18 protein-coding genes and 1 pseudogene are annotated in these 18,906 nt (G+C 65.8%); 8 read left to right on the top strand and 11 right to left on the bottom strand.

Translation table 11 applies throughout. The features are described 5' to 3' along the window. Positions 1–7: 7 nt before the first annotated feature. A pseudogene (locus AAG813_RS05495) lies at positions 8–1,408 on the top strand (MATE family efflux transporter); the annotation flags it as partial. A gap of 81 nt (positions 1,409–1,489) precedes the next feature. Here AAG813_RS05495 and AAG813_RS05500 read toward each other — a convergent pair. The 10 genes from AAG813_RS05500 to AAG813_RS05545 form a co-directional block, all read right to left on the bottom strand. After that, positions 1,490–2,134, bottom strand: coding sequence for a DNA-3-methyladenine glycosylase I (locus AAG813_RS05500; protein ID WP_341912654.1), 645 nt, complete (start codon positions 2,132–2,134; stop codon positions 1,490–1,492). Between the two features lie 11 nt (positions 2,135–2,145). Then, the gene (locus AAG813_RS05505; protein ID WP_341912656.1) at positions 2,146–3,408 is read right to left on the bottom strand and encodes a DUF4010 domain-containing protein; all 1,263 of its coding nucleotides are present in this window, start codon (positions 3,406–3,408) and stop codon (positions 2,146–2,148) included. Between the two features lie 69 nt (positions 3,409–3,477). Then, positions 3,478–5,883: a heavy metal translocating P-type ATPase gene (locus AAG813_RS05510; RefSeq protein ID WP_341912659.1), complete on the bottom strand. Its 2,406-nt coding sequence runs from the start codon at positions 5,881–5,883 to the stop codon at positions 3,478–3,480. Between the two features lie 180 nt (positions 5,884–6,063). Further along, positions 6,064–6,513 carry a DUF302 domain-containing protein gene (locus tag AAG813_RS05515; protein WP_341912661.1) on the bottom strand — a complete coding sequence of 150 codons (450 nt, stop codon included), beginning with the start codon at positions 6,511–6,513 and terminating at the stop codon, positions 6,064–6,066. 8 nt (positions 6,514–6,521) lie between these two features. Then, on the bottom strand, positions 6,522–6,998 hold the full coding sequence (locus tag AAG813_RS05520; RefSeq protein WP_341912663.1) for a hypothetical protein: 477 nt from the start codon (positions 6,996–6,998) through the stop codon (positions 6,522–6,524). Between the two features lie 130 nt (positions 6,999–7,128). Continuing rightward, entirely contained in the window at positions 7,129–7,923 is a 795-nt protein-coding gene (locus AAG813_RS05525) for an SDR family oxidoreductase (RefSeq protein ID WP_341912665.1), read from the bottom strand. Next, the gene (locus AAG813_RS05530; protein ID WP_341912667.1) at positions 7,920–8,558 is read right to left on the bottom strand and encodes a 2-dehydro-3-deoxy-6-phosphogalactonate aldolase; all 639 of its coding nucleotides are present in this window, start codon (positions 8,556–8,558) and stop codon (positions 7,920–7,922) included. Before AAG813_RS05530 ends, AAG813_RS05525 begins: the two co-directional genes overlap by 4 nt. Then, positions 8,555–9,472 carry a 2-dehydro-3-deoxygalactonokinase gene (locus tag AAG813_RS05535; protein WP_341912669.1) on the bottom strand — a complete coding sequence of 306 codons (918 nt, stop codon included), beginning with the start codon at positions 9,470–9,472 and terminating at the stop codon, positions 8,555–8,557. The genes AAG813_RS05530 and AAG813_RS05535 overlap by 4 nt, the downstream gene beginning before the upstream one ends. A gap of 47 nt (positions 9,473–9,519) precedes the next feature. Then, positions 9,520–10,521: a D-erythronate dehydrogenase gene (denD, locus tag AAG813_RS05540; protein WP_341912671.1), complete on the bottom strand. Its 1,002-nt coding sequence runs from the start codon at positions 10,519–10,521 to the stop codon at positions 9,520–9,522. Between the two features lie 17 nt (positions 10,522–10,538). Then, on the bottom strand, positions 10,539–12,281 hold the full coding sequence (locus AAG813_RS05545; RefSeq protein ID WP_341912673.1) for an IlvD/Edd family dehydratase: 1,743 nt from the start codon (positions 12,279–12,281) through the stop codon (positions 10,539–10,541). 82 nt (positions 12,282–12,363) lie between these two features. On the opposite strand from AAG813_RS05545, the gene AAG813_RS05550 reads away from it, so the two are divergent. From AAG813_RS05550 to AAG813_RS05580, 7 genes are all read left to right on the top strand, one after another. Continuing rightward, positions 12,364–13,107, top strand: a complete 744-nt coding sequence (locus tag AAG813_RS05550) for a FadR/GntR family transcriptional regulator (RefSeq protein WP_341912675.1) — start codon at positions 12,364–12,366, stop codon at positions 13,105–13,107. Positions 13,108–13,152: 45 nt separating this feature from the next. Continuing rightward, a complete protein-coding gene (locus AAG813_RS05555; RefSeq protein WP_341912677.1) occupies positions 13,153–13,698 on the top strand; it encodes a TRAP transporter small permease in 546 nt (181 codons plus the stop codon). Beyond that, the gene (locus AAG813_RS05560; protein WP_341912679.1) at positions 13,695–14,993 is read left to right on the top strand and encodes a TRAP transporter large permease subunit; all 1,299 of its coding nucleotides are present in this window, start codon (positions 13,695–13,697) and stop codon (positions 14,991–14,993) included. Before AAG813_RS05555 ends, AAG813_RS05560 begins: the two co-directional genes overlap by 4 nt. A 44-nt stretch (positions 14,994–15,037) precedes the next feature. Then, positions 15,038–16,042 carry a TRAP transporter substrate-binding protein gene (locus AAG813_RS05565; protein ID WP_341912681.1) on the top strand — a complete coding sequence of 335 codons (1,005 nt, stop codon included), beginning with the start codon at positions 15,038–15,040 and terminating at the stop codon, positions 16,040–16,042. A gap of 73 nt (positions 16,043–16,115) precedes the next feature. Further along, positions 16,116–17,321, top strand: coding sequence for a mandelate racemase/muconate lactonizing enzyme family protein (locus tag AAG813_RS05570; protein WP_341912683.1), 1,206 nt, complete (start codon positions 16,116–16,118; stop codon positions 17,319–17,321). A 37-nt stretch (positions 17,322–17,358) separates the two neighbouring features. Further along, positions 17,359–17,871: a gluconokinase gene (locus AAG813_RS05575; RefSeq protein ID WP_341912686.1), complete on the top strand. Its 513-nt coding sequence runs from the start codon at positions 17,359–17,361 to the stop codon at positions 17,869–17,871. 33 nt (positions 17,872–17,904) lie between these two features. Next, positions 17,905–18,288, top strand: coding sequence for a hypothetical protein (locus tag AAG813_RS05580; protein ID WP_341912688.1), 384 nt, complete (start codon positions 17,905–17,907; stop codon positions 18,286–18,288). A 90-nt stretch (positions 18,289–18,378) separates the two neighbouring features. Here AAG813_RS05580 and AAG813_RS05585 read toward each other — a convergent pair whose 3' ends face one another. After that, positions 18,379–18,903 (bottom strand): epimerase, encoded by a 525-nt coding sequence (locus AAG813_RS05585; RefSeq protein WP_341912690.1) that lies wholly within the window; start codon positions 18,901–18,903, stop codon positions 18,379–18,381. Positions 18,904–18,906 lie beyond the last annotated feature (3 nt).

The raw sequence follows: 18,906 nt of genomic DNA on the forward strand, positions 1-18,906 counted from the left end.
GTGAAGCATGACCACCCTGGACCCTCGAACGCGACTTCTGCTGGAAGCGCCCATCGCTCCGACCCTGCTGCGTCTGGCCGCCCCCAATGTGCTGGTCATGCTGGCGCAGGCGGCCGTCGGCCTGATCGAAACCTGGTTCGTCGGCAAACTCGGCACCGACGCGCTGGCCGGCATGGCGCTGGTGTTTCCGGTGGTGATGCTGATGCAGATGACCTCGGCCGGCGCCATGGGCGGCGGCATCGCCTCGGCGATTGCACGGGCGCTGGGCGCGCGGCGCCGGGACGATGCCGATGCGCTGGTACTCCACGCGCTGGTCATCGCTGCAGTGTTTGCGCTGCTGTTCACGGTGGCGGTGTTGGGCGGCGGGCGCTGGCTGTATGCCCGCATGGGCGGCACCGGCGGCGCGCTGGAGGCGGCCATGGTGTATTCCAACTGGGTGTTTGCCGGCGCCGTGCTGGTCTGGATTTTCAACACCTTGTCGGCGGTGATTCGCGGCACCGGCAACATGGCGGTGCCGGCCAATGTCACCGTGCTGGGTGCGCTGGTACTGCTGCCGCTGTCACCCTTGCTGATTTTCGGCTGGGGGCCGCTGCCCGCGCTGGGTATCGCCGGCGGGGCCATCGCGCTGCTGGCCTATTACCTCGTCGGTAGCCTGGTGCTGGCGGCCTACCTGTGGTCGCCGAAAAGCCTGCTGCATCCCGCGTTCGCGCACATCCGGTTTCGCTGGGTGTTGTTCAAGGACATCCTGCGTGTCGGCCTGGTCGGCACGGTGTCCACCGTCGCCACCAACCTGGCGATCGGCATCACCACCGCGCTGGTCGGCGGCTTCGGCACCGCGGCGATTGCCGGCTACGGCACGGCCTCGCGGCTGGAGTATCTGCTGGTGCCGCTGGTGTTCGGTTTCGGTGCGCCGCTTGTCGCCATGGTCGGCACCTGCATGGGCGCCGGCCTGCGTGAACGCGCGCTGCATGCCACCTGGATTGGCGCGGGCATGGCCTTTGTGATGACCGAGGCCATCGGCCTGTGGGCCGCGGCGTTTCCCAAGGCCTGGCTCTCACTGTTCAACAGCGACCCGGCCATGATCGAAGCCGGCAGCGCCTACCTGCGGGTGGTGGGGCCGGTGTATGGTTTTTTCGGACTTGGCCTGGCTCTTTATTTTGCGTCGCAGGGGGCCGGGCGGCTGCTCTGGCCGGTGCTCGGCAACCTGGCGCGGCTGGCGGTGGCCCTTGCCGGCGGCTGGCTGGCCCTGCGCTGGGGCGGCGGCCTGGCCGGTGTTTTTCTGGCGCAGGCGGTGGCGCTGGTGATCTACGGCGTGCTCAATGCCTGGGCGGTGGCCGGCGGTGCCTGGTTCGGCCGCCTCGGCTGGCCGCGCAGCACGGCGGGGCTGCTGAAAAGAATGCCACGCGCCAGGGTTGGAGCAAAAAAGGCCTCCAGCCCATTAATCACGGGCGCAAGCAGCTATGGATTCAGTAGCAGTTGGCTGTGGCCTTCAAACCGGTGGCGTGAAGGCCACGCGTGCCGCCAGCGCCAGCTCGCGGCTGGCGCAACCTTCAAGGTGGTCGTTGACCAGGCCCATGGCCTGCATGAAGGCGTACATCGTGGTTGGCCCGACAAAGGTCCAGCCGCGTTTTTTCAGGTCTCTGGACAGTGCCGCCGAGGCGGGCGAATGGGGCAGGGCGCGCACGGCTTCCAGCGTGATGTGTTCGGGCCGGCTCGCAGCGTCCGGTTCGAGCCGCCAGACATAGGCGGCCAGCGAGCCGAACTCGCGGCGCAGCGCCAGCACGCGGCGGGCGTTGTTGATGGTCGAGGCGATCTTGCCGGCGTGGCGCACGATGCCTGCATCGGCTAGCAGGCGCTGGACATCGGCGGCGTCAAAACGCGCCACCTGTTCGGCATCGAAGTTGGCGAACGCGCTGCGAAAGGCTTCGCGCTTGTTCAGGATGGTCAGCCAGCTCAGGCCGGCCTGGAAACCTTCCAGGCAGATTTTTTCAAACAGCCGGCGTTCGTCGGCCACCGGGAAACCCCATTCGGTGTCGTGGTAGTGGCGATACAGTGGCGTGGCCTCGCACCAGGCGCAGCGCGTGCGGGAGGTTTCGTCGGTAAACAGCCCGGGGGCGGTGACATCAGCTGGCATGCGCGATTCCTTCACCCCAGCCACACGCCCAGCCCGACCGCGGCAATCATCAGCACCAGCCCCGGTACGATGCGCGCCGCGTAGGCGGCACCCCCGGCGTGGAAGGCCACAACCGCCTTCATCAGCGAATTGGTGCTCAGACCGGCGAGGATGGGCCACAGGGCGGCGTCGAGCGGGAGCTTGCCGGCCGCCACCAGCGAGGCAACCGAGGCGGCGGTGGCGTGGGCATCGACCAGTCCGGTGGCTGCGGCCGCCAGCAGCGTGCCGCGTTCGCCCAGCCAGGCGCTGAGCGCGGCCGACACCACCAGCACGACAGCGACGATGGCGGCAAACGCCAGCGCGGTCTTGAGGTCGAAGGCCCGGCCCAGGTCCTGTTGTTCCGGGCGGCTGGTTGCCGGGTTGGCCGCGGGTGCGCCGCGCGGGAAGAACAGCAGGCTGTAGGCGCATGCCGCCACACCGCCGAGAATCAGCGGCCATCTCAGAGTGTCGAGCAGCGCCGGTTGCACCGCCGCAACCACGACGGCCAGCTGCACCATGGTGGCCAGGCTGGAGAGCACTGCCCCGGCGATGGCCCCGTCCGCCTGGGCCTTCGCTCCGGCCGCGCGTGTGCCCATGGCATGAATGGTCGCGGTGCTCGAAATGAAGCCTGCCGCAAACCCGGCCAGCGGCAGGCCGTAACGCGGACCCAGTGCGCGCGTCGCCACGTAGCCGAGCGCGCTGACCGCCATCACCAGCACCACCAGCTGGGTGATGGCATGGGGGTTGAGAGCGCCGAAGGGCCCCATGAAACGGTCCGGGGCCAGCGGCAGCACGATCAGGGCCGCCGCTGAAAACAGCAGCGCATCGTGCAGCTCGCGCTCGGTCAGCACGCTGCGCACAAAATGGTGCAGGCGGTTGCGTGCCGCCAGCAGCGCCGCCAGCGCCGCGCCCACACCGGCTGCCAGGGCCGCGTTGCGCATTGCCAGCCCGCCGAGCAGGCAGGTCAGCAGCAGGGCAATCTCGGTGGTCATGCCCGGGTCCTGCTCCCGGGTGCGCTGGTAGGACACGACGGCCAGGGCGCCTATGACCAGGGCGACCACCGCCAGCAACAGGCCGCCGCCCAGCAACACCCCGACGGCGCCCAGCACCGAGGCCACCGCAAACGTGCGTATGCCGGCCGCGCCGCGCGTCGGCCCGCGGCCTTTGCGGCGTTCGCGTTCAGCGCCGACCAGCAGGCCGATGCCCAATGCCACGCTCAGGCCCAGCAGGGTGGAGAAGTCAGGCAGGGAAGGCATGGCGGCAGTGTAAGGGCGCGCGGGCACCTGGCCCGGCCGGACAGGCTGAGGGTGTTGCGCGCAAACCGATCACGCAGAGGCGGGCAGACGTGCCTTGCGCAGCCTCAGCGCGTTGCTGATCACGGACACCGAGCTCAGGCTCATCGCCAGGGCTGCAATCATCGGCGACAGCAGCCAGCCGGTGAAGGGGAAGAGCAGGCCCGCGGCGAGCGGGACGCCCAGGGCGTTGTAAACAAAGGCAAAGCCGAGGTTCTGCTTCATGTTGGCGATGGTGGCCTCCGAGATCGCCCGCGCCTGTGCGATGCCGCGCAGGTCGCCCTTGACCAGCGTCACCTGGGCGCTGTTCATGGCGACGTCGGTCCCCGTTCCCATCGCGATGCCCACATTGGCCTGGGCCAGGGCCGGTGCGTCATTGATGCCGTCGCCTGCCATGGCCACGATGTGGCCTTGCTCCTGCAGGCGCTTGACCAGCACCAGCTTGTCGGCGGGCTGGACGCCGCCGTGGACCTCGGTTAGCCCCAAGCGTGTGGCGACGGCCCTGGCAGTGGTCAGGCCGTCGCCGGTGGCCATGATCACGCGCAGGCCGGCGGCCTTCAGCGTCGCCAGCGCCTCGGGCGTGCTGGCTTTCACCGGATCGGCCACGGCCAGCAGGCCGGCGAGCTGGCCGTCCACGGCGAGGTGCATCACGCTGGCGCCTTCGGCGCGCAGCGCTTCGGCCTGCGTCAGCAAGGCGTCCACAGCCACACCGGCCTGCGCCATCAGCGCGGTGTTGCCGAGAGCCAGTGTGCGGCCGGCGACACGCCCGCTGACACCGATGCCGCTTGCCGATTCGAAACTCTCGGGTTTGTCCAGCGCCAGGCCGCGCTCGCGTGCCGCATTGACGATGGCGTCTGCCAGCGGGTGTTCACTGCCCTGGTCCAGGCTGGCGGCCAGCCGCAATACCTCGTCGGCGCTGAAGCCGGCGGCCGGGACTGCCCGGTCGAAGGCCGGCTTGCCGGCTGTCAGCGTGCCGGTCTTGTCAACGATCAGCACATCGACCGTGCGCAGATGTTCGATCGCTGCCGCATCGCGGAAAAGAATGCCCTGGCCGGCCGCCTTGCCGGTGGCCACCATGATGGACATCGGCGTCGCCAGGCCCAGCGCGCAGGGGCAGGCGATGATCAGCACCGCCACCGCGTTGATCAGGCCATACACCCAGCTGGGCTGCGGGCCGAAAAACCCCCAGCCGAAAAAGGTCAGCACCGCCACCGCCACCACGGCCATGACAAACCAGCCGGCCACCTGGTCGGCCATACGCTGCATGGGCGCCTTCGAGCGCTGGGCCTGCGCCACCATCTGCACGATTTGCGACAGCATGGTCTGTGCGCCCACACGTTCGGAGCGCATGACCAGGGCGCCGCTGGTGTTGAGTGTGGCGCCAATGAGTTTGTCGCCCGCCCGCTTGCTCACCGGCAGGGGTTCGCCGGTGAGCATCGACTCGTCGACCGCGCTGCTACCTTCGGTGACGACACCGTCGACCGGCACCTTCTCGCCGGGGCGCACGCGCAGGCTGTCGCCCACATGCACATGGCTCAGCGGCACGTCTTCTTCCGTGCCGTCGGCCCGGATGCGTCGCGCGGTCCTGGGCGCCAGGCCCAGCAGGGACTTGATGGCGGCGGAGGTCTGCGAGCGCGCCTTCAGCTCCAGCATCTGCCCGAGCAGTGTCAGCGAAATGATGACGGCCGCCGCCTCGAAATAGACGGCCACGCGTCCCATGGAAACGAACGAGTCAGGGAACACGCCGGGCGCCACGGTGGCCACCACGCTGTAAACAAAAGCGGCGCCCGTCCCGAGGCCGATCAGGGTCCACATGTTGGGACTGCGATGCATGACCGACTGCGCGCCCCGCACGAAAAACGGCCAGCCTGCCCACAGCACCACCGGCACAGTCAGCACCAGCTCGATCCAGCTCTGGGTGGCCATGTCGAACCAGCCGAACTGGTGGCCGGCCATCGCCAGCACAGTCACCACCACGGTCAGCGGCAGCGTCCACCAGAAGCGGCGGGTGAAGGACTGGAGCTCCGGGTTGTCGTCGTCGAGACTCGGCATGACCGGCTCCAGCGTCATGCCGCAGATCGGGCAGTTGCCGGGGTGATCCTGCCGGATCTCCGGGTGCATGGGGCAGGTGTAGACGGTGGCCCCGGCCTGGCCATCGGCAGCTGCGGTTGTTGTTTTTGGGGCGGGTGCAGTTGTTGGTTTGTCGAGCCAGGCCGACGGATGGGCTGCGAATTTTGCCAGGCAGGCGGCGCTGCAGAAATACCAGGACCTGCCTTCGTGCTCGAGCTGGTGCCCTGACGCTGGGGTGACGGTCATGCCGCAGACGGGGTCCCTGAGACCGGCCGGGTCGTCAGAGTGGGTTGGACTGTGGTCATGTCCGGCGCCGTGCGCGGGGCCGTCAGCCACGCCATCAGGGTGAGGGTGAAAAGTGTGTGTCATGGAAAGCATCCCTTTCATGTTGAAGGCCTGAACAGCTTCGTGAAAAGGATAAACCTTCCCATGGTGGAAAGGTCAAGCCGCCGGCGGCCTTGACCCTGCCCGCGGGAGGGACGGCAACGTTGATCGCGCTTCAGGCGGACCGGCCGCTGTCACGATCAGGCCGGGAATGCGCTGACCTTCTCAGGTTTTCGCGGCGCTGCCGGGTGCTGCCGTCAGCGCCGAGCGGACCCGCTCAAGGCGGCTGCGCACCTCGTCGGCCACCTTGGCCACCTCGGGGTCGTCGGTCATCTGCATCACCGCCACCGGGTCCATGAAACCCACAGTGAAGCTGCCGTCGTCATCTTCACGCACGATGACGTTGCAGGGAAGCAGCAGTCCGATGTCGGGCTGGGCGGTCAGAGCGCGATGCGCCAGTGGTGGATTGCAGGCACCCAGGATGCGGTAGGGCTGCACATCGACCCCGAGCTTGGTTTTCATGGTCGCCTGCACGTCGATGTCGGTCAACACGCCGAAGCCTTCGGCCTTGAGGGCTTCGGTGACACGGGTCACCACATGGGCAAAGCTCTTGTCGTCGGGTTTGCAGTAAAAGCCGTAGGCGGCGCCAGCGGAGGACGGGGTGTGGGCGGTCATGGTGTCTTTCAGGGTTTGGCCGGCGGCGGGGGCAGTCGGTCCATCATCATCTGCATCATGGACTGCATCATCTCCATGCGTTTTTCCATCCATTGCTGGCGCGCTGCCGGATCGGCGGGTGCGGGGCCAGCACCGGGTCCCATCATGCCGCCCATGCCACCCATGCCACCCATGCCTCCCATTCCACCTGGACCCATGCCACCCATCATGCCCATGCCTTCCTGCATGAGTTTCTGGTGCTCGGCCATCAGGGCGTTGCGCTCCTCCGGTGTCCTGGCGCGCGACATTCTGTCGTGCATGGCCCGCATGGCCATCATGTGTTCGTCCATACGCGCCATGGGGCCGCCGGGGCCGGCCATGGGCATGGCTTGCCCGGGGCCGGCGGTGCCATGGTGGGCCATGTGGCGGTAGGGGCCGGCGCAACCGGCCAGGCCCAGGGAGGCAGTGACTGCAATGATCGAAACCAGGCGAAGCGATGGCGTCATGGCGGACTCCAGAAGTTGAACAGCCAGTTTATGGACTCTGCTCATTTTTTGGCAGTTCGCCCACGCGCGTCCATGATCCATGTCAACGGGAGGCGGCAATCAGCCGCCTTGTCCCGTCCGGCCAGGCGGTCTACACCGCCACGGTGTAGTTCAGCGTCATGCGCCCACCGTCGACCACCACGATCTCGCCGGTGATGTAGCTGGCGGCATCGCTGGCCAGGTAGGCCACGGTGTCGGCGATCTCGGAGGGTTGGCCCAGGCGTTTCATGGGCGTGCGGCTCATGATGCGGGCAGTGGCCTCCGGGCTGGTCAGTACCGCTTTGGCCGCCAGCTCGGTGGCAATGGTGCCTGGGGCGACCGCGTTGACACGCACGCCCTTGTCGGCCAGCGCCAGCGCCATCACACGGGTGAGCTGGTTGATGCCACCCTTGCTGACGTTGTAGCTGGCAATGGTCGGAATGGTCAGCACGGCGTTGACCGAACTCATGTTGATGATGCTGCCCTTGCCCGCGCCGGCCATCACACGCGCCACGGCTTGGCCCACCAGGAACGAGCCCTTGAGGTTGATGCGCAGCACGGCGTCGAAGTCTGCTTCGGTGACCTCCAGGAAATCGGCGGCCCGGAAAATGCCGGCGTTGTTGACCAGCACATCGATGCGGCCGTGCGCGGCCAGGGTTTGCGCCACCAGCGCATCGACCTGGACCTTGTCGCCGACGTCGCAGTGCACGTACAAGCCGCCCAGTTCGGCGGCCAGGGTTGCGCCGCGGCTGTCGTCAATGTCGGCAATCACGACCTGCGCGCCCTCGCGCGCAAAACGCCGGATGCAGGCCTCGCCGATGCCCTGGGCGCCGCCGGTGACGATGCAGACGCGGCCTGCCAGTCCGAAAGAAATAGCTGAGGAAGAAGGGGGTGAAAGAGTGCTCATGCCCGGATGTTACCAGCGCAGGCAGCTATGAATTTTGTAGCATTTTCAGAGACTTCCGTTGCCGCCATGCCGGGTTTGTAAAGCGCCGATCCGATGCCGAAGCCGCTGGCGCCGGCTGCGAAATAAGCCGCCATGTTGTCCGGCGTGATGCCGCCCACCGGCAGCACCCTGGTTGCGGCCGGCAACACGGCGCGCAGCGCTTTCAGCACGGCGGGCGTGATCATTTCCGCCGGGAAAATTTTCAGGCCGGTGGCGCCGCACTCCAGCGCGGCAAAGGCCTCGCTGGCCGTCATCACGCCGGGCAGGCAGACCAGGCCCAGCCGCACGGCTTCGCGCACGACGGCCGGGTTGAAGTTGGGCGACACGATGAGCTGGCCGCCCGCCGCCTGCACATTACGAACATCCTCCACGCTCAGCACCGTACCGGCGCCGACCAGGGCTTGGGGACAGGCGGCGGCCAGGGCCGCAATGCTGTCGAGCGGCTGCGGCGAATTGAGCGGGACCTCGATCAGCGACCAGCCGGTGGACAGCAGCGCCTGGCCCACCGGCACGGCCTCGGCGGGACGCAGGCCGCGCAGGATGGCGACCAGCGGCAGGGTCTGCAGGGCGGCGGCAAATTTTGGGGAGGCGTTCATGGGGTCATGGGTTCATGGAAGAGAGGGGCAGGCAAGGTGTCGGCAATGGCACGCAGGCCGCGCCAGGTGGCGCTGGCGCCCACGCGACTGACCGTCACGCCCAGCTGCGCCAGCGCATGTTCATAACGCGCGGTCAGCGCCTCTGTGCCCATGAGCACCACCGCATCGCCGCGCTGCAGGTTCTGGGCTTTGAGTTCTTCGCCGATGACCAGCCCCGACAGGTAGCTGGGCAGGGCCTCGGGCGCCATGCGCTTGAAGAGGGACAGGGTGCGGGTGCTGAAGGCGGTGTGCAGCAGGCCGGGGCCGGCCAGCGCGCGGGCCACGCCCTGCCCGAAAGCGGCCATGTCAGCCGGCGGCTCCTCCGCCGGCAGGGTGCGCGCCAGAATCGAGTGCTGACGCAGCAAGGCGTAAAACTCGCCGGTCATCCAGGTCGAGAAATTCGTGATGCGGCCACCTGCGACCGTGACCCATTTGCTGTGCGTCCCCGGCAGCACCAGGCGCGCATCGGTGAGGCCCAGCAGCAGCAGGGCGCCGACGATCTGCGTTTCCTCGCCGCGCATGACATCGGGCACGCCGTCCGTGCTGGTGCTCAGGCCGGGCACGATGGCGATGCGGCCGGGCTCCAGCCATTGCAGCCCCGCGGCGATGTCGCTGAAACCGGCCGGACAGGCGCAATAGGGCGCTTCCTGCCAGCCCTGCTGGCTGCCGGCCATGCCGGAGATCAGGCACAAGGTGCCATTCGTCATCCAGTCGCCAAATGCGTTTTCAAAAACTGCCGGAAAGCCACCGGCTGCGACGCTGAGAATGCCGCGCGCCAGGGCGCGTTCCTGCAGCACCTGCCCGTCAGGGGCGACCAGCGCCCCGCGCAGCGACGAGGTGCCCCAGTCCACCGCCAGCAATCGTCGGCCGTTCATGCGGACCGGATGCAAGGGGTGGGGTCAGGCCTGCAGTTGCGCATGGTTCAGGACATGCCCTGCAGGGCATCGGCCGGGTAGGCGGGGCTGCGGCAATCCTCGATGTACTGTTCAATGATGGCCTTGAAGGACGCATCGGGCTTCAGGCCCAGCGCATGCGCCCGATCGGCGCTGGCACCGCGTGCCCAGTTGGCCACGATGCCGGCGATACGTTCGTCGCGTTCGAAACGCACCCGCCGGCGTACCGCAGGGCCGGCGACTTCTTCCAGGGCCTGCAGCATTTCGCCCACGCTGACATTGAGGCCCGGTAGATTGAGCGCCAAGCGCCCGCCCATGGCCTGCTGGCTGGCTTCGAACACGGTGATCAGGCCATGCACTGTGTTTGACGGCGATGACACCGGATGCGTGACGCTCGCATCCACCGGGCAGGTGGTTTCCTCGCCAGCCAGTGGTTCGCGGATGATGCCGCTGAAAAACGAGGACGCTGCGCCGTTGGGTTTGCCTGGGCGCACGGTGACCGTCATCAGGCGTGCCGAGCGGCCATCGACAAAACCCTTGCGGGTGTAGTCGGCAATCAGGTGTTCACACACCAGCTTGTGCATGCCGTAGGAGGTCTGCGGCGACGGCAGCGTGTGGTCGCTCACGAGGTCGGGCAGCGGGTTGGATACATCCGGGCCGAAAACCGCCACCGAACTGGCGAACACCAGCCGCGGGGCGTTGCCGGCCTTTCGCAGGCCGTCGAGCAGAAGGCGGGTGCTGTCGAGGTTGGAGCGCAGGCCCAGGTCGAAGTCGAGCTCGCACTCGCCCGACACGGCCGAGGCCAGGTGGAACACGGCGTCGAAGCCGCTGGCAAACAGGGCCGACTGGTTCAGCAGCGGGCCGGTGTGCACCCGCACCCGTTTGTCGGCCACCAGATCGGCGGGCGGTGCAAACATGTCGGCAATGTGCAGCTCGTCAACGGTCTGGCCGTCGAGGCTGTCCTTTTGAAGAATTGTGCGGGCCAGCCTGGCGCCGACAAAACCGGCGCCGCCGGTGATGAGTAATTTCATGTCAAGCCTTGTGAATATCAGTGGTTGTCGCGCGGCACGAAGGAGCCGCGTTTGCCGACCAGGAAGTCGAGGTCCACACCTTCGTCGGCCTGCAGCACATGGTCGACATACAGCTTCCAGTAACCCGAGGAGAGCGGCGGGGGGGGCGCCTTCCATTCGGCCAGGCGGCGCGCCAGCTCCTCGTCGCTGATGTGCAGATGCAGCTTGCGCTCGGGCACGTTGAGCTCGATCAGGTCGCCGTTCTGCACAATCGCCAGCGGGCCGCCGGCGGCCGCTTCGGGCGCGGTGTGCAGCACCACCGTGCCGTAGGCGGTGCCGCTCATGCGGGCGTCGCTGATGCGCACCATGTCGGTGATGCCCTTGCGCAGCACCTTGGGCGGTAGCGGCATGTTGCCGACCTCGGCCATGCCGGGGTAACCCTTGGGGCCGCAGTTTTTCAGCACCATGACACAGGTCTCGTCGATGTCGAGGTCCTCGTCGTCGATGCGTGCGTGGAAGTCCTCAATGTTTTCAAACACCACCGCGCGTCCGGTGTGCACCATCAGCGCGGGCGTCGCCGCACTCGGCTTGATGACCGCGCCGCGCGGCGACAGGTTGCCGCGCAGCACGGCAATGCCGGCCTTGTCCTTGAAGGGTGTGGCCAGCGGGCGGATCACCTCGGTGTTGTAGTTCTGTGCGTCGGCGATATTGGCACCAATGGTCTGGCCGTTCGCCGTGATGGCGCCCAGGTGCAGGTGCTGCGCGATTTCCTTCATCACCACCGGCAGGCCGCCGGCGTAACAGAAGTCTTCCATCAGGAACTTGCCGGAAGGCTGCAGATTGACCAGGCAGGGCAACTCGCTGGCCAGGCGGTCGAAGTCGTCCACCGTGAGTTTCACGCCGATGCGGCCGGCCATGGCAATCAGGTGGATCACCGCGTTGGTCGATCCGCCAATCGCGGCCAGGGTCTTGATGGCGTTCTCGAAAGCTTCACGAGTCAGGATTTTCGAGAGCACCAGGTCCTCATGCACCATTTCAACCGCACGGCGCCCGGCCATGCGCGCCAGCACATTGCGTCGGCCATCGACGGCCGGATAGGCCGCGTTGCCCGGCAGGCCGATGCCCAGCGCCTCCACCATGCTGGCCATGGTGCTCGCCGTGCCCATGGTCATGCAGTGGCCGTGGCTGCGGTGCATGCAGCTTTCAGCTTCAAAAAAGTCGGCCAGCTTGAGTGTGCCGGCACGCACCTGCTCGCTCATGCTCCAGACGCCGGTGCCCGAGCCGAGCTCCTGGCCGCGCCATTTGCCGCTGAGCATCGGGCCGCCGCTGACGCCCACGGTGGGCAGGTCCACGCTGGCCGCGCCCATGACCAGCGATGGCGTGGTCTTGTCGCAGCCCATCAGCAGCACCACGCCGTCGATCGGGTTGCCGCGAATGCTTTCCTCCACGTCCATGCTGGCGAGGTTGCGGTACAGCATGGCGGTGGGGCGCAGCAGGGTTTCGCCCAAGGACATGACGGGGAACTCGAGCGGGAAGCCGCCGGCCTCGTACACGCCGATCTTGACCTGCTCGGCAATCGTGCGGAAATGGCTGTTGCAGGGCGTCAGTTCGCTGAAGGTGTTGCAGATGCCGATGACGGGCCGGCCGTCGAACTGGTCGTGCGGCACACCCTTGCCCTTGACCCAGCTGCGGTAGGCGAAACCGTCGCGGTCCTGGCGGCCAAACCATTGCTGGCTGCGCAACTCTTCGGGTTTCTTCCGGGGGGTCTTGGGGTCGGTCATAGGGAAAATCCTTAAGTGATAAACATATTATCGTCATACCATTGCGCCGCGAATCCTAGTAATAACCACTAAACAGGCGGCAATGATCAAGAACGTTCACGGCAACACGGTTGACCACCTTGGCGAAGCCATTGTTGCGGGCCGGTATGCCGTGGGCGCGTCCATTCCGCCCGAGCCGGTGTTGTGCCAGGAACTCGGGGTCAGCCGCACGGTGGTGCGCGAGGCTGTGAAGTCGCTGATCGCCAAGGGCCTGATGACCACCGGGCCCAAGGTGGGCACCCGCGTGTTGTCGGAGGACCACTGGAACTGGTTCGACCCCGACGTCATCATCTGGCAGTCCAAGGCGGGACTGACCCCCGAATTCCTGCGCGACCTGCAGGACCTGCGTCGCGTGGTGGAACCGGCCGCGATGCGCCTGGCGGCGGAGCGCGCCACGGCGCAGGACATTGCCGAGGTCGAAGCCGCTTACGCCGGCATGAAACATGCCGTCGAGGAGGGTGGCGACTACGTCACGTACGACCTGCGTTTCCACCAGGGCCTGCTGCGCGCCAGCCGCAATCGCATGCTGGTGCAGATGAGCAAGGCGCTGGGGGCGCTGCTACGCACCAGTTTTGAAATTTCCACACGCCGCAAGGATGGCCCGAGCCACTCCCTGCCGCTGCACCGTGCCGTGCTGGACGCGGTGATCGCGCACCAGCCCGACGAAGCCGAGCGCGCGATCCGCGTGCTGATCGACGGCGCGAAAGAGGACATCGAAGAGGTGCTGGCCTCGCGCCGCCGTCTGCCCGTCCTGAGCAGCCCCGCACGGCAGCTCAAGGCGGCCTGAGCCATCCCATCAGACCACAGGCGAAAGATGAATTTGCAAAAAACAATGGATGCAGCGATTCACGGGTTCTTCAAGTTCCTGGAGCTGCTGGTGGTTGTCTGCATGGTGGCCATGGTCATCATGGTGTTCGGCAACGTGGTGTTGCGTTATGCCTTCAATTCCGGCATCTCCGTCTCCGACGAGATGTCGCGGTATTTCTTCATCTGGCTGACCTACATCGGCGCGATGCTGGCTATGCACGAAGGCGGGCATCTGGGCGTGGACACCCTGATCAAGCACCTGCCGGTATTGGGCAAAAAGGTCTGCCTGTTTCTCAGCGAAGCACTGATGCTGTTCTGCAATGTGCTCTTTTTCATGGGCACTTTCAAGATGCACGAGCTGCAGGTCACCAATGTGTCGCCGGTGGTCGGCATTTCCATGATCTGGATTTACGGCATCGGCTACGTTGTCAGTGTGGTGATGGGCCTGATCAACCTCAATGTGCTGTATCGCCTGGTCACCGGGCAGATCAGCGAGGCCGAACTGGTGCAGGTGATCGAAACCGAAGGCCTGGCCGACGTCGAAAAACAAATGCAGGGAAGCAAGGCATGACCGTCAGCGTTTTCATTCTCAGCCTGCTGGCCGCCATGGCCATCGGCATGCCGATCGCCTATGCGCTGCTGGTCTGCGGCGTCACGCTGATGGCTTTCCTGGCGGCCACCAGCGGCCTCGTCACGTTCGACAGCCAGATCCTGGCTCAGCGTTTTGTCGACGGTGCCGACAACTTCCCGCTGCTGGCCGTGCCCTTCTTTTTGCTGGCGGGCGAATTCATGAATGCCGGTGGCATCAGCCGCCGCATTGTCAACCTGGCGATGGCCTGGGTCGGGCATTTTCGCGGCGGCCTCGGTTACGTCACGGTGATTGCCGCGGTCATCATGGCTTCCTTGTCGGGTTCGGCGATTGCCGACACCGCCGCGCTGGCCGCCCTGCTGATTCCCATGATGCGTGCTGCCGGTTACAACGTGGGCCGGGCCTCGGGGCTGGTGGCGTCGGGCGGCATCATTGCGCCGGTGATACCGCCTTCGATCGGCCTGATCATTTTCGGCGTGGCCGGCAACGTCTCCATCACCAAGCTGTTTCTGGCCGGCATCGTTCCCGGCATCCTGATGGGCGCGGCGATCGGGCTCACCTGGTGGTGGGTGGCCAGGAAGGAAAACGTTCCCGCAGCGCCCAGATTGCCGATGCCGGAGCGCCTGCGCATCACGGCCCAGGGCGGCTTTGCCCTGACCCTGCCCATCGTCATCATCGGCGGCATGAAGTTCGGCATCTTCACGCCCACCGAGGCCGCCGTGGTGGCCGCCGTTTACAGCTTTGTCGTCGGCATGTTCATCTACCGCGAGCTCAAGTGGTCCGAGCTCTACGGCCTGATCCTGGCAGCCGGCAAGACCACCGCGGTGGTGATGTTCCTGGTGGCTGCGGCCATGGTCAGCGCCTGGCTGATCACGGTGGCCAACATCCCCACCGAAGTCGCCAACATGATGGCGCCTTTCATGGGCAACAAGATGCTGCTGATGCTTGTGATGATGGTGCTGATCATCATTGTCGGCACCGCGCTGGACTTCACGCCGACCGTGCTGATCCTCACGCCGGTGCTGATGCCGGTGGTGCTCAAGGCCGGCATCGACCCGGTGTATTTCGGCATCATGTTCATCATGAACAATGCCATCGGCCTGATCACGCCGCCGGTGGGCACGGTACTTAACGTGGTCTGCGGCGTCGCCAAGATCAGCATGGATGAGGCCTTCAAGGGTGTGCTGCCTTTCCTCATGGCGCAACTGGCCGTGCTTTTCCTGCTGGTGCTTTTTCCCTCCATCGTCACCGAGCCGCTCAAATGGTGGATGCGATGACTTCCCTTTCCCAACCCCTGTCGTTTATATAAAAGGAGACAACCATGTTCAAACGTAGAACCCTGGCCCTGGCCGCAGCCGCCTTGCTGGTGGCCACTTCGAGCTTCGCGCAGTTTGCCGAACGCACGATCAAGTTCACCAACGGCGTCAACGAAGACCACCCGGTCGGCGTCGGCGTCAAGAAGATGCAGGAAGTGCTCGCCGCCAAGACTGGCGGCAAGATGAAGATCAATGCCTTCTGGGGTGGAGCCGCGGGCGGTGACCTGCCGGCCACGCAGGCGCTGCGCGCCGGCACCCAGGAGATGGTGTGCACCTCGAGCTCGCCGCTGGTGGGCATCGTCAAGGAGCTCGGCGCCTTCGATCTGCCCTTCCTGTTCGCCAATGAGAAGGAAGCCGATGCCGTGCTCGACGGCCCGGCTGGTGCCTACTTCAACAAGAAGCTGGAAGAAGCCGGCCTGATCAACCTCGCCTACTGGGAAAACGGTTTCCGCAACCTGACCAACAGCAAGCGGCCGGTCGCCAAGGCGGAAGATTTTGACGGCGTCAAGGTTCGTGTGATGCAGAACAACATCTTCATCGACACCTTCAAGACCCTGGGTACCAACGCTGTGCCCATGGCTTTCGGCGAGGTGTTCACCGCGCTGGAAACCAAAACCATCGACGGCCAGGAAAATCCCTTCGTGACCATTGAGACGTCGAAGTTCAATGAAGTGCAGAAGTACCTGTCGGTGACGCGCCATGCCTACACGCCGTTCCTGATCCTCTACAGCAAGAAACTGTGGGACCAGCTGAACCCGCAGGAGCAGGCGGTGCTGCGTGAAGCGGCGATGGAGGGCCAGAAGGTCCAGCGCGCGGCCAACCGTGCGCTCAATGAAAAGTCCCTGGCCAGCCTCAAGGCCAAAGGGATGCAGGTCAACGAAGTCAGTGCGGCCGAGCAGAAACGCATGTTCGACAAGGTCAAGCCCGTCTATGACAAAAACATCCCGACCATTGGCGCTGAACCCGTCAAGATGGTGATGGACGCGCTGAAGAAGGCGCGCGGCGGTTAAACGGCGCTTCGGCCGGATCGTCACAAGGCCGCAGGGGTTTGCTCTTGCGGCCTTTTTTTACGGAGCTTTTTCATTGAAGATCACCAAAGTCGAAACCCTGCGCTTGGGCGAGTTTCCCAACATCATCTGGGTCCGCATCCACACCGACGAAGGTCTGGTCGGCCTGGGTGAAACCTTCATGGGGGCTGCAGCCGTGGAAGCCTACATCCACGAATGGGCCGGTCCCAAGCTGCTGGGCAAGGACCCGCTGGCCATCGAGGCGCGCAACAAGGACATCACCGGTTACCTCGGCTGGCGCGGCTCCGGTGTGGAAACGCGCGGCAACTCGGCCATCGACATCGCGTTGTGGGACATTTTCGGCAAGGCGGCCAACATGCCGCTATACACTGCGCTGGGCGGCAAGAGCCGCGACAGCATACGCATCTACAACACCTGCGCCGGTTACCAGTACGTGCGCAGCACCGTCAACCAGAGCAGCGCCAACTGGGGCATCGGCGACGCCAAAAAGTCCAACGCCGGACCTTATGAGGACCTCGAAGGCTTTTTGCACCATGCCGATGAACTGGCGCAGTCGCTGCTCTCCGAAGGCGTGACGGCCATGAAGATCTGGCCCTTCGATCCGGCGGCCGAAAAAAGCGACGGCCAGTACATCAGCAACGCCGATCTGGACTTGGCGCTGGAGCCGTTTCGCAAGATCCGCTCCGCGGTCGGCGAACAGATGGACATCATGGTCGAATTCCACAGCTTGTGGCGGCTGCCGATGGCGCAGAAAATCGCCCGCGCGCTCAAGCCTTTCAACACCTTCTGGCATGAAGACGCGATCCGCATGGATTCGCTGGACCTGCTCAAACAATATTCGAAAGACTGCGACGCGCTGATCTGCGCCAGCGAAACGCTGAGCTACAAATGGGGCTTCAAGGACTACCTGCAGACCGGCGTGGCCGGTGTCGCCATGCTGGACCTGAGCTGGTGCGGCGGCCTGACCGAGGCGCGCAAGATCGCAGCCATGGCCGACGCCTGGCAATTGCCGGTGGCGCCGCACGACTGCACCGGACCGGTGGTGTGGGCGGCGTCCAGCCACCTGTCCCTGCACGCACCCAATGCCCTGATCCAGGAAAGCGTGCGCGCTTTCTACACCGGCTGGTACAAGGAGCTCGTGACCGAGTTGCCCACGGTAACCCAGGGCATGCTCAGCCTGAACGGCAAACCCGGGCTCGGACTGGAGTTGCTGCCCGATCTGCACCAGCGCGCTGACGCCACCGTGCGCTGGTCGACTTAGTCGCCAGCGTCGATCGAGAAGGCAGAATGTGACGCAGATGAGTTCCGATATTTTTGTGGTCATGGGCGTCAGCGGCTGCGGCAAAAGCACCGTGGGCGCCCAGCTGGCGGCCGCCTTGGGCCTGGAGTTTCTCGAGGGCGACAGCCTGCATCCCGCGGCCAACGTGGCGCGCATGGCCGCCGGCGTGGCGCTGAGCGACGCGGACCGCGAGGGTTGGCTGCAAACGCTGGCCGGGCGGCTGCAACAGGCGCGGGCGGACGGGCGGGGGCTGGTGCTGTCGTGCTCCGCGCTCAAGCGTGCCTACCGCGACATCCTGCGGCGCGGTGCGCCCGACGCCCGTTTTCTCCACTTGCAGGGCGACTACCCCTTGCTCGCGGCCCGCATGGCCGCGCGAACCGGCCATTACATGCCGCTATCGCTGCTGGCCAGCCAGCTCAGCACGCTGGAAGCGCCCGACCCGGGGGAAAATGCGCAAAGCTTCGACCTTTCCAGCCGGCCCGAGGACATCGTGGCCGCCGTGCTGGCCTGGCGGAAAAACTCCGGTGCCTGAGCCCACCCCTTATTTACTTTTCACGGATTGCCCATGACTGTTTTCACCAAGATCACGCTTTACACCGGCCCCGATGGTCGCGCCGGATTCCGCGAGGAGCCGCTTGCGCTGACCGAGGGGTCGCCGCAAGCGCTGTTGTCGCCCTTGATGCCGTCGACCGGTTACCAGCTGCGCCACAGCCCGGTGGGTTTTCGCAGCCAGTTTCATTGCACGGTGACACCGCAGTGGGTGGTCATTCTCGGCGGCCAGATGGAAATCGGCCTGCAGGATGGCACATCGCGCGTGTTCAAGCCCGGGGAGCATTTCTATTCTGCCGATCTGCTCCCGCCGGGCACCTCGTTTGACGCGGCCATCCACGGCCACTGGAGCCGCCAGGTCGGGCCGGACCCGCTGGTGACGCTGTTTGTGCAGGGCTGACAGCGGCGCCGGCAGTGCGGTCATTGCTATTGAATCAGTAGCTGGAGGCGACCACCTGTCAAGGGCTGGAGGCCAAAAAGGCCATTGATTTCAGTGGGGCTGCAGCTCACCCGAGAGCAGCACGCGGCGTCCCGGCTGGCCGGCCTGGACGGCGTTCACCAGGGCCGCGGCGACGTCGGCCGCTGCAATCGCGCGGTAGTTGCGCGGAATCAGCGGCTTGAACAGGCGCATGGCGACCAGGGCGAGCTGTTCGCCGGGTCGGCTGGCTTGCGCCAGGGCCGCGCGGTCGCCTGCCAAAACCGAGGGACGTGCGAACACCACACTGTCGTAGCCGAGCTGGCTGACAGCGTCTTCCATCTCGCCTTTGACGCGGTTGTAAAAAACAGGGGATTTTGGGTCGGCGCCCATGGCGCTGACGATGCCCAGGCGGGTCGCGCCGGCGGCACGCGCCGATCTGGCCAGGGCCACGACAGCGTCGAAATCGACCGCCCGGAACGCCTGCTGGCTGCCCGCCACCTTGAGGGTGGTGCCCAGCGCGATGAACACATCGTCCACCGGCGGGGCTGAAAACTCAGGGAGCGAATCGCTCAGATGCGCCACCAGTTTGGGGTGCACGGG

Source organism: Polaromonas sp. YR568, assembly GCF_943371715.1.
GTDB lineage: Bacteria > Pseudomonadota > Gammaproteobacteria > Burkholderiales > Burkholderiaceae_C > Polaromonas.

Bases quoted from the DNA above. Each gene is read 5' to 3' on its own strand.
- AAG813_RS05505 (WP_341912656.1), bottom strand. From the start codon at position 3,408: ATGCCTTCCCTGCCTGACTTCTCCACCCTGCTGGGCCTGAGCGTGGCA.
- AAG813_RS05555 (WP_341912677.1), top strand. From the start codon at position 13,153: ATGGATGCAGCGATTCACGGGTTCTTCAAGTTCCTGGAGCTGCTGGTG.
- denD (WP_341912671.1), bottom strand. From the start codon at position 10,521: ATGAAATTACTCATCACCGGCGGCGCCGGTTTTGTCGGCGCCAGGCTG.
- AAG813_RS05560 (WP_341912679.1), top strand. From the start codon at position 13,695: ATGACCGTCAGCGTTTTCATTCTCAGCCTGCTGGCCGCCATGGCCATC.
- AAG813_RS05565 (WP_341912681.1), top strand. From the start codon at position 15,038: ATGTTCAAACGTAGAACCCTGGCCCTGGCCGCAGCCGCCTTGCTGGTG.
- AAG813_RS05510 (WP_341912659.1), bottom strand. From the start codon at position 5,883: ATGACACACACTTTTCACCCTCACCCTGATGGCGTGGCTGACGGCCCC.
- AAG813_RS05580 (WP_341912688.1), top strand. From the start codon at position 17,905: ATGACTGTTTTCACCAAGATCACGCTTTACACCGGCCCCGATGGTCGC.
- AAG813_RS05545 (WP_341912673.1), bottom strand. From the start codon at position 12,281: ATGACCGACCCCAAGACCCCCCGGAAGAAACCCGAAGAGTTGCGCAGC.
- AAG813_RS05515 (WP_341912661.1), bottom strand. From the start codon at position 6,513: ATGACCGCCCACACCCCGTCCTCCGCTGGCGCCGCCTACGGCTTTTAC.
- AAG813_RS05575 (WP_341912686.1), top strand. From the start codon at position 17,359: ATGAGTTCCGATATTTTTGTGGTCATGGGCGTCAGCGGCTGCGGCAAA.
- AAG813_RS05520 (WP_341912663.1), bottom strand. From the start codon at position 6,998: ATGACGCCATCGCTTCGCCTGGTTTCGATCATTGCAGTCACTGCCTCC.
- AAG813_RS05530 (WP_341912667.1), bottom strand. From the start codon at position 8,558: ATGAACGCCTCCCCAAAATTTGCCGCCGCCCTGCAGACCCTGCCGCTG.
- AAG813_RS05525 (WP_341912665.1), bottom strand. From the start codon at position 7,923: ATGAGCACTCTTTCACCCCCTTCTTCCTCAGCTATTTCTTTCGGACTG.
- AAG813_RS05500 (WP_341912654.1), bottom strand. From the start codon at position 2,134: ATGCCAGCTGATGTCACCGCCCCCGGGCTGTTTACCGACGAAACCTCC.
- AAG813_RS05535 (WP_341912669.1), bottom strand. From the start codon at position 9,472: ATGAACGGCCGACGATTGCTGGCGGTGGACTGGGGCACCTCGTCGCTG.
- AAG813_RS05550 (WP_341912675.1), top strand. From the start codon at position 12,364: ATGATCAAGAACGTTCACGGCAACACGGTTGACCACCTTGGCGAAGCC.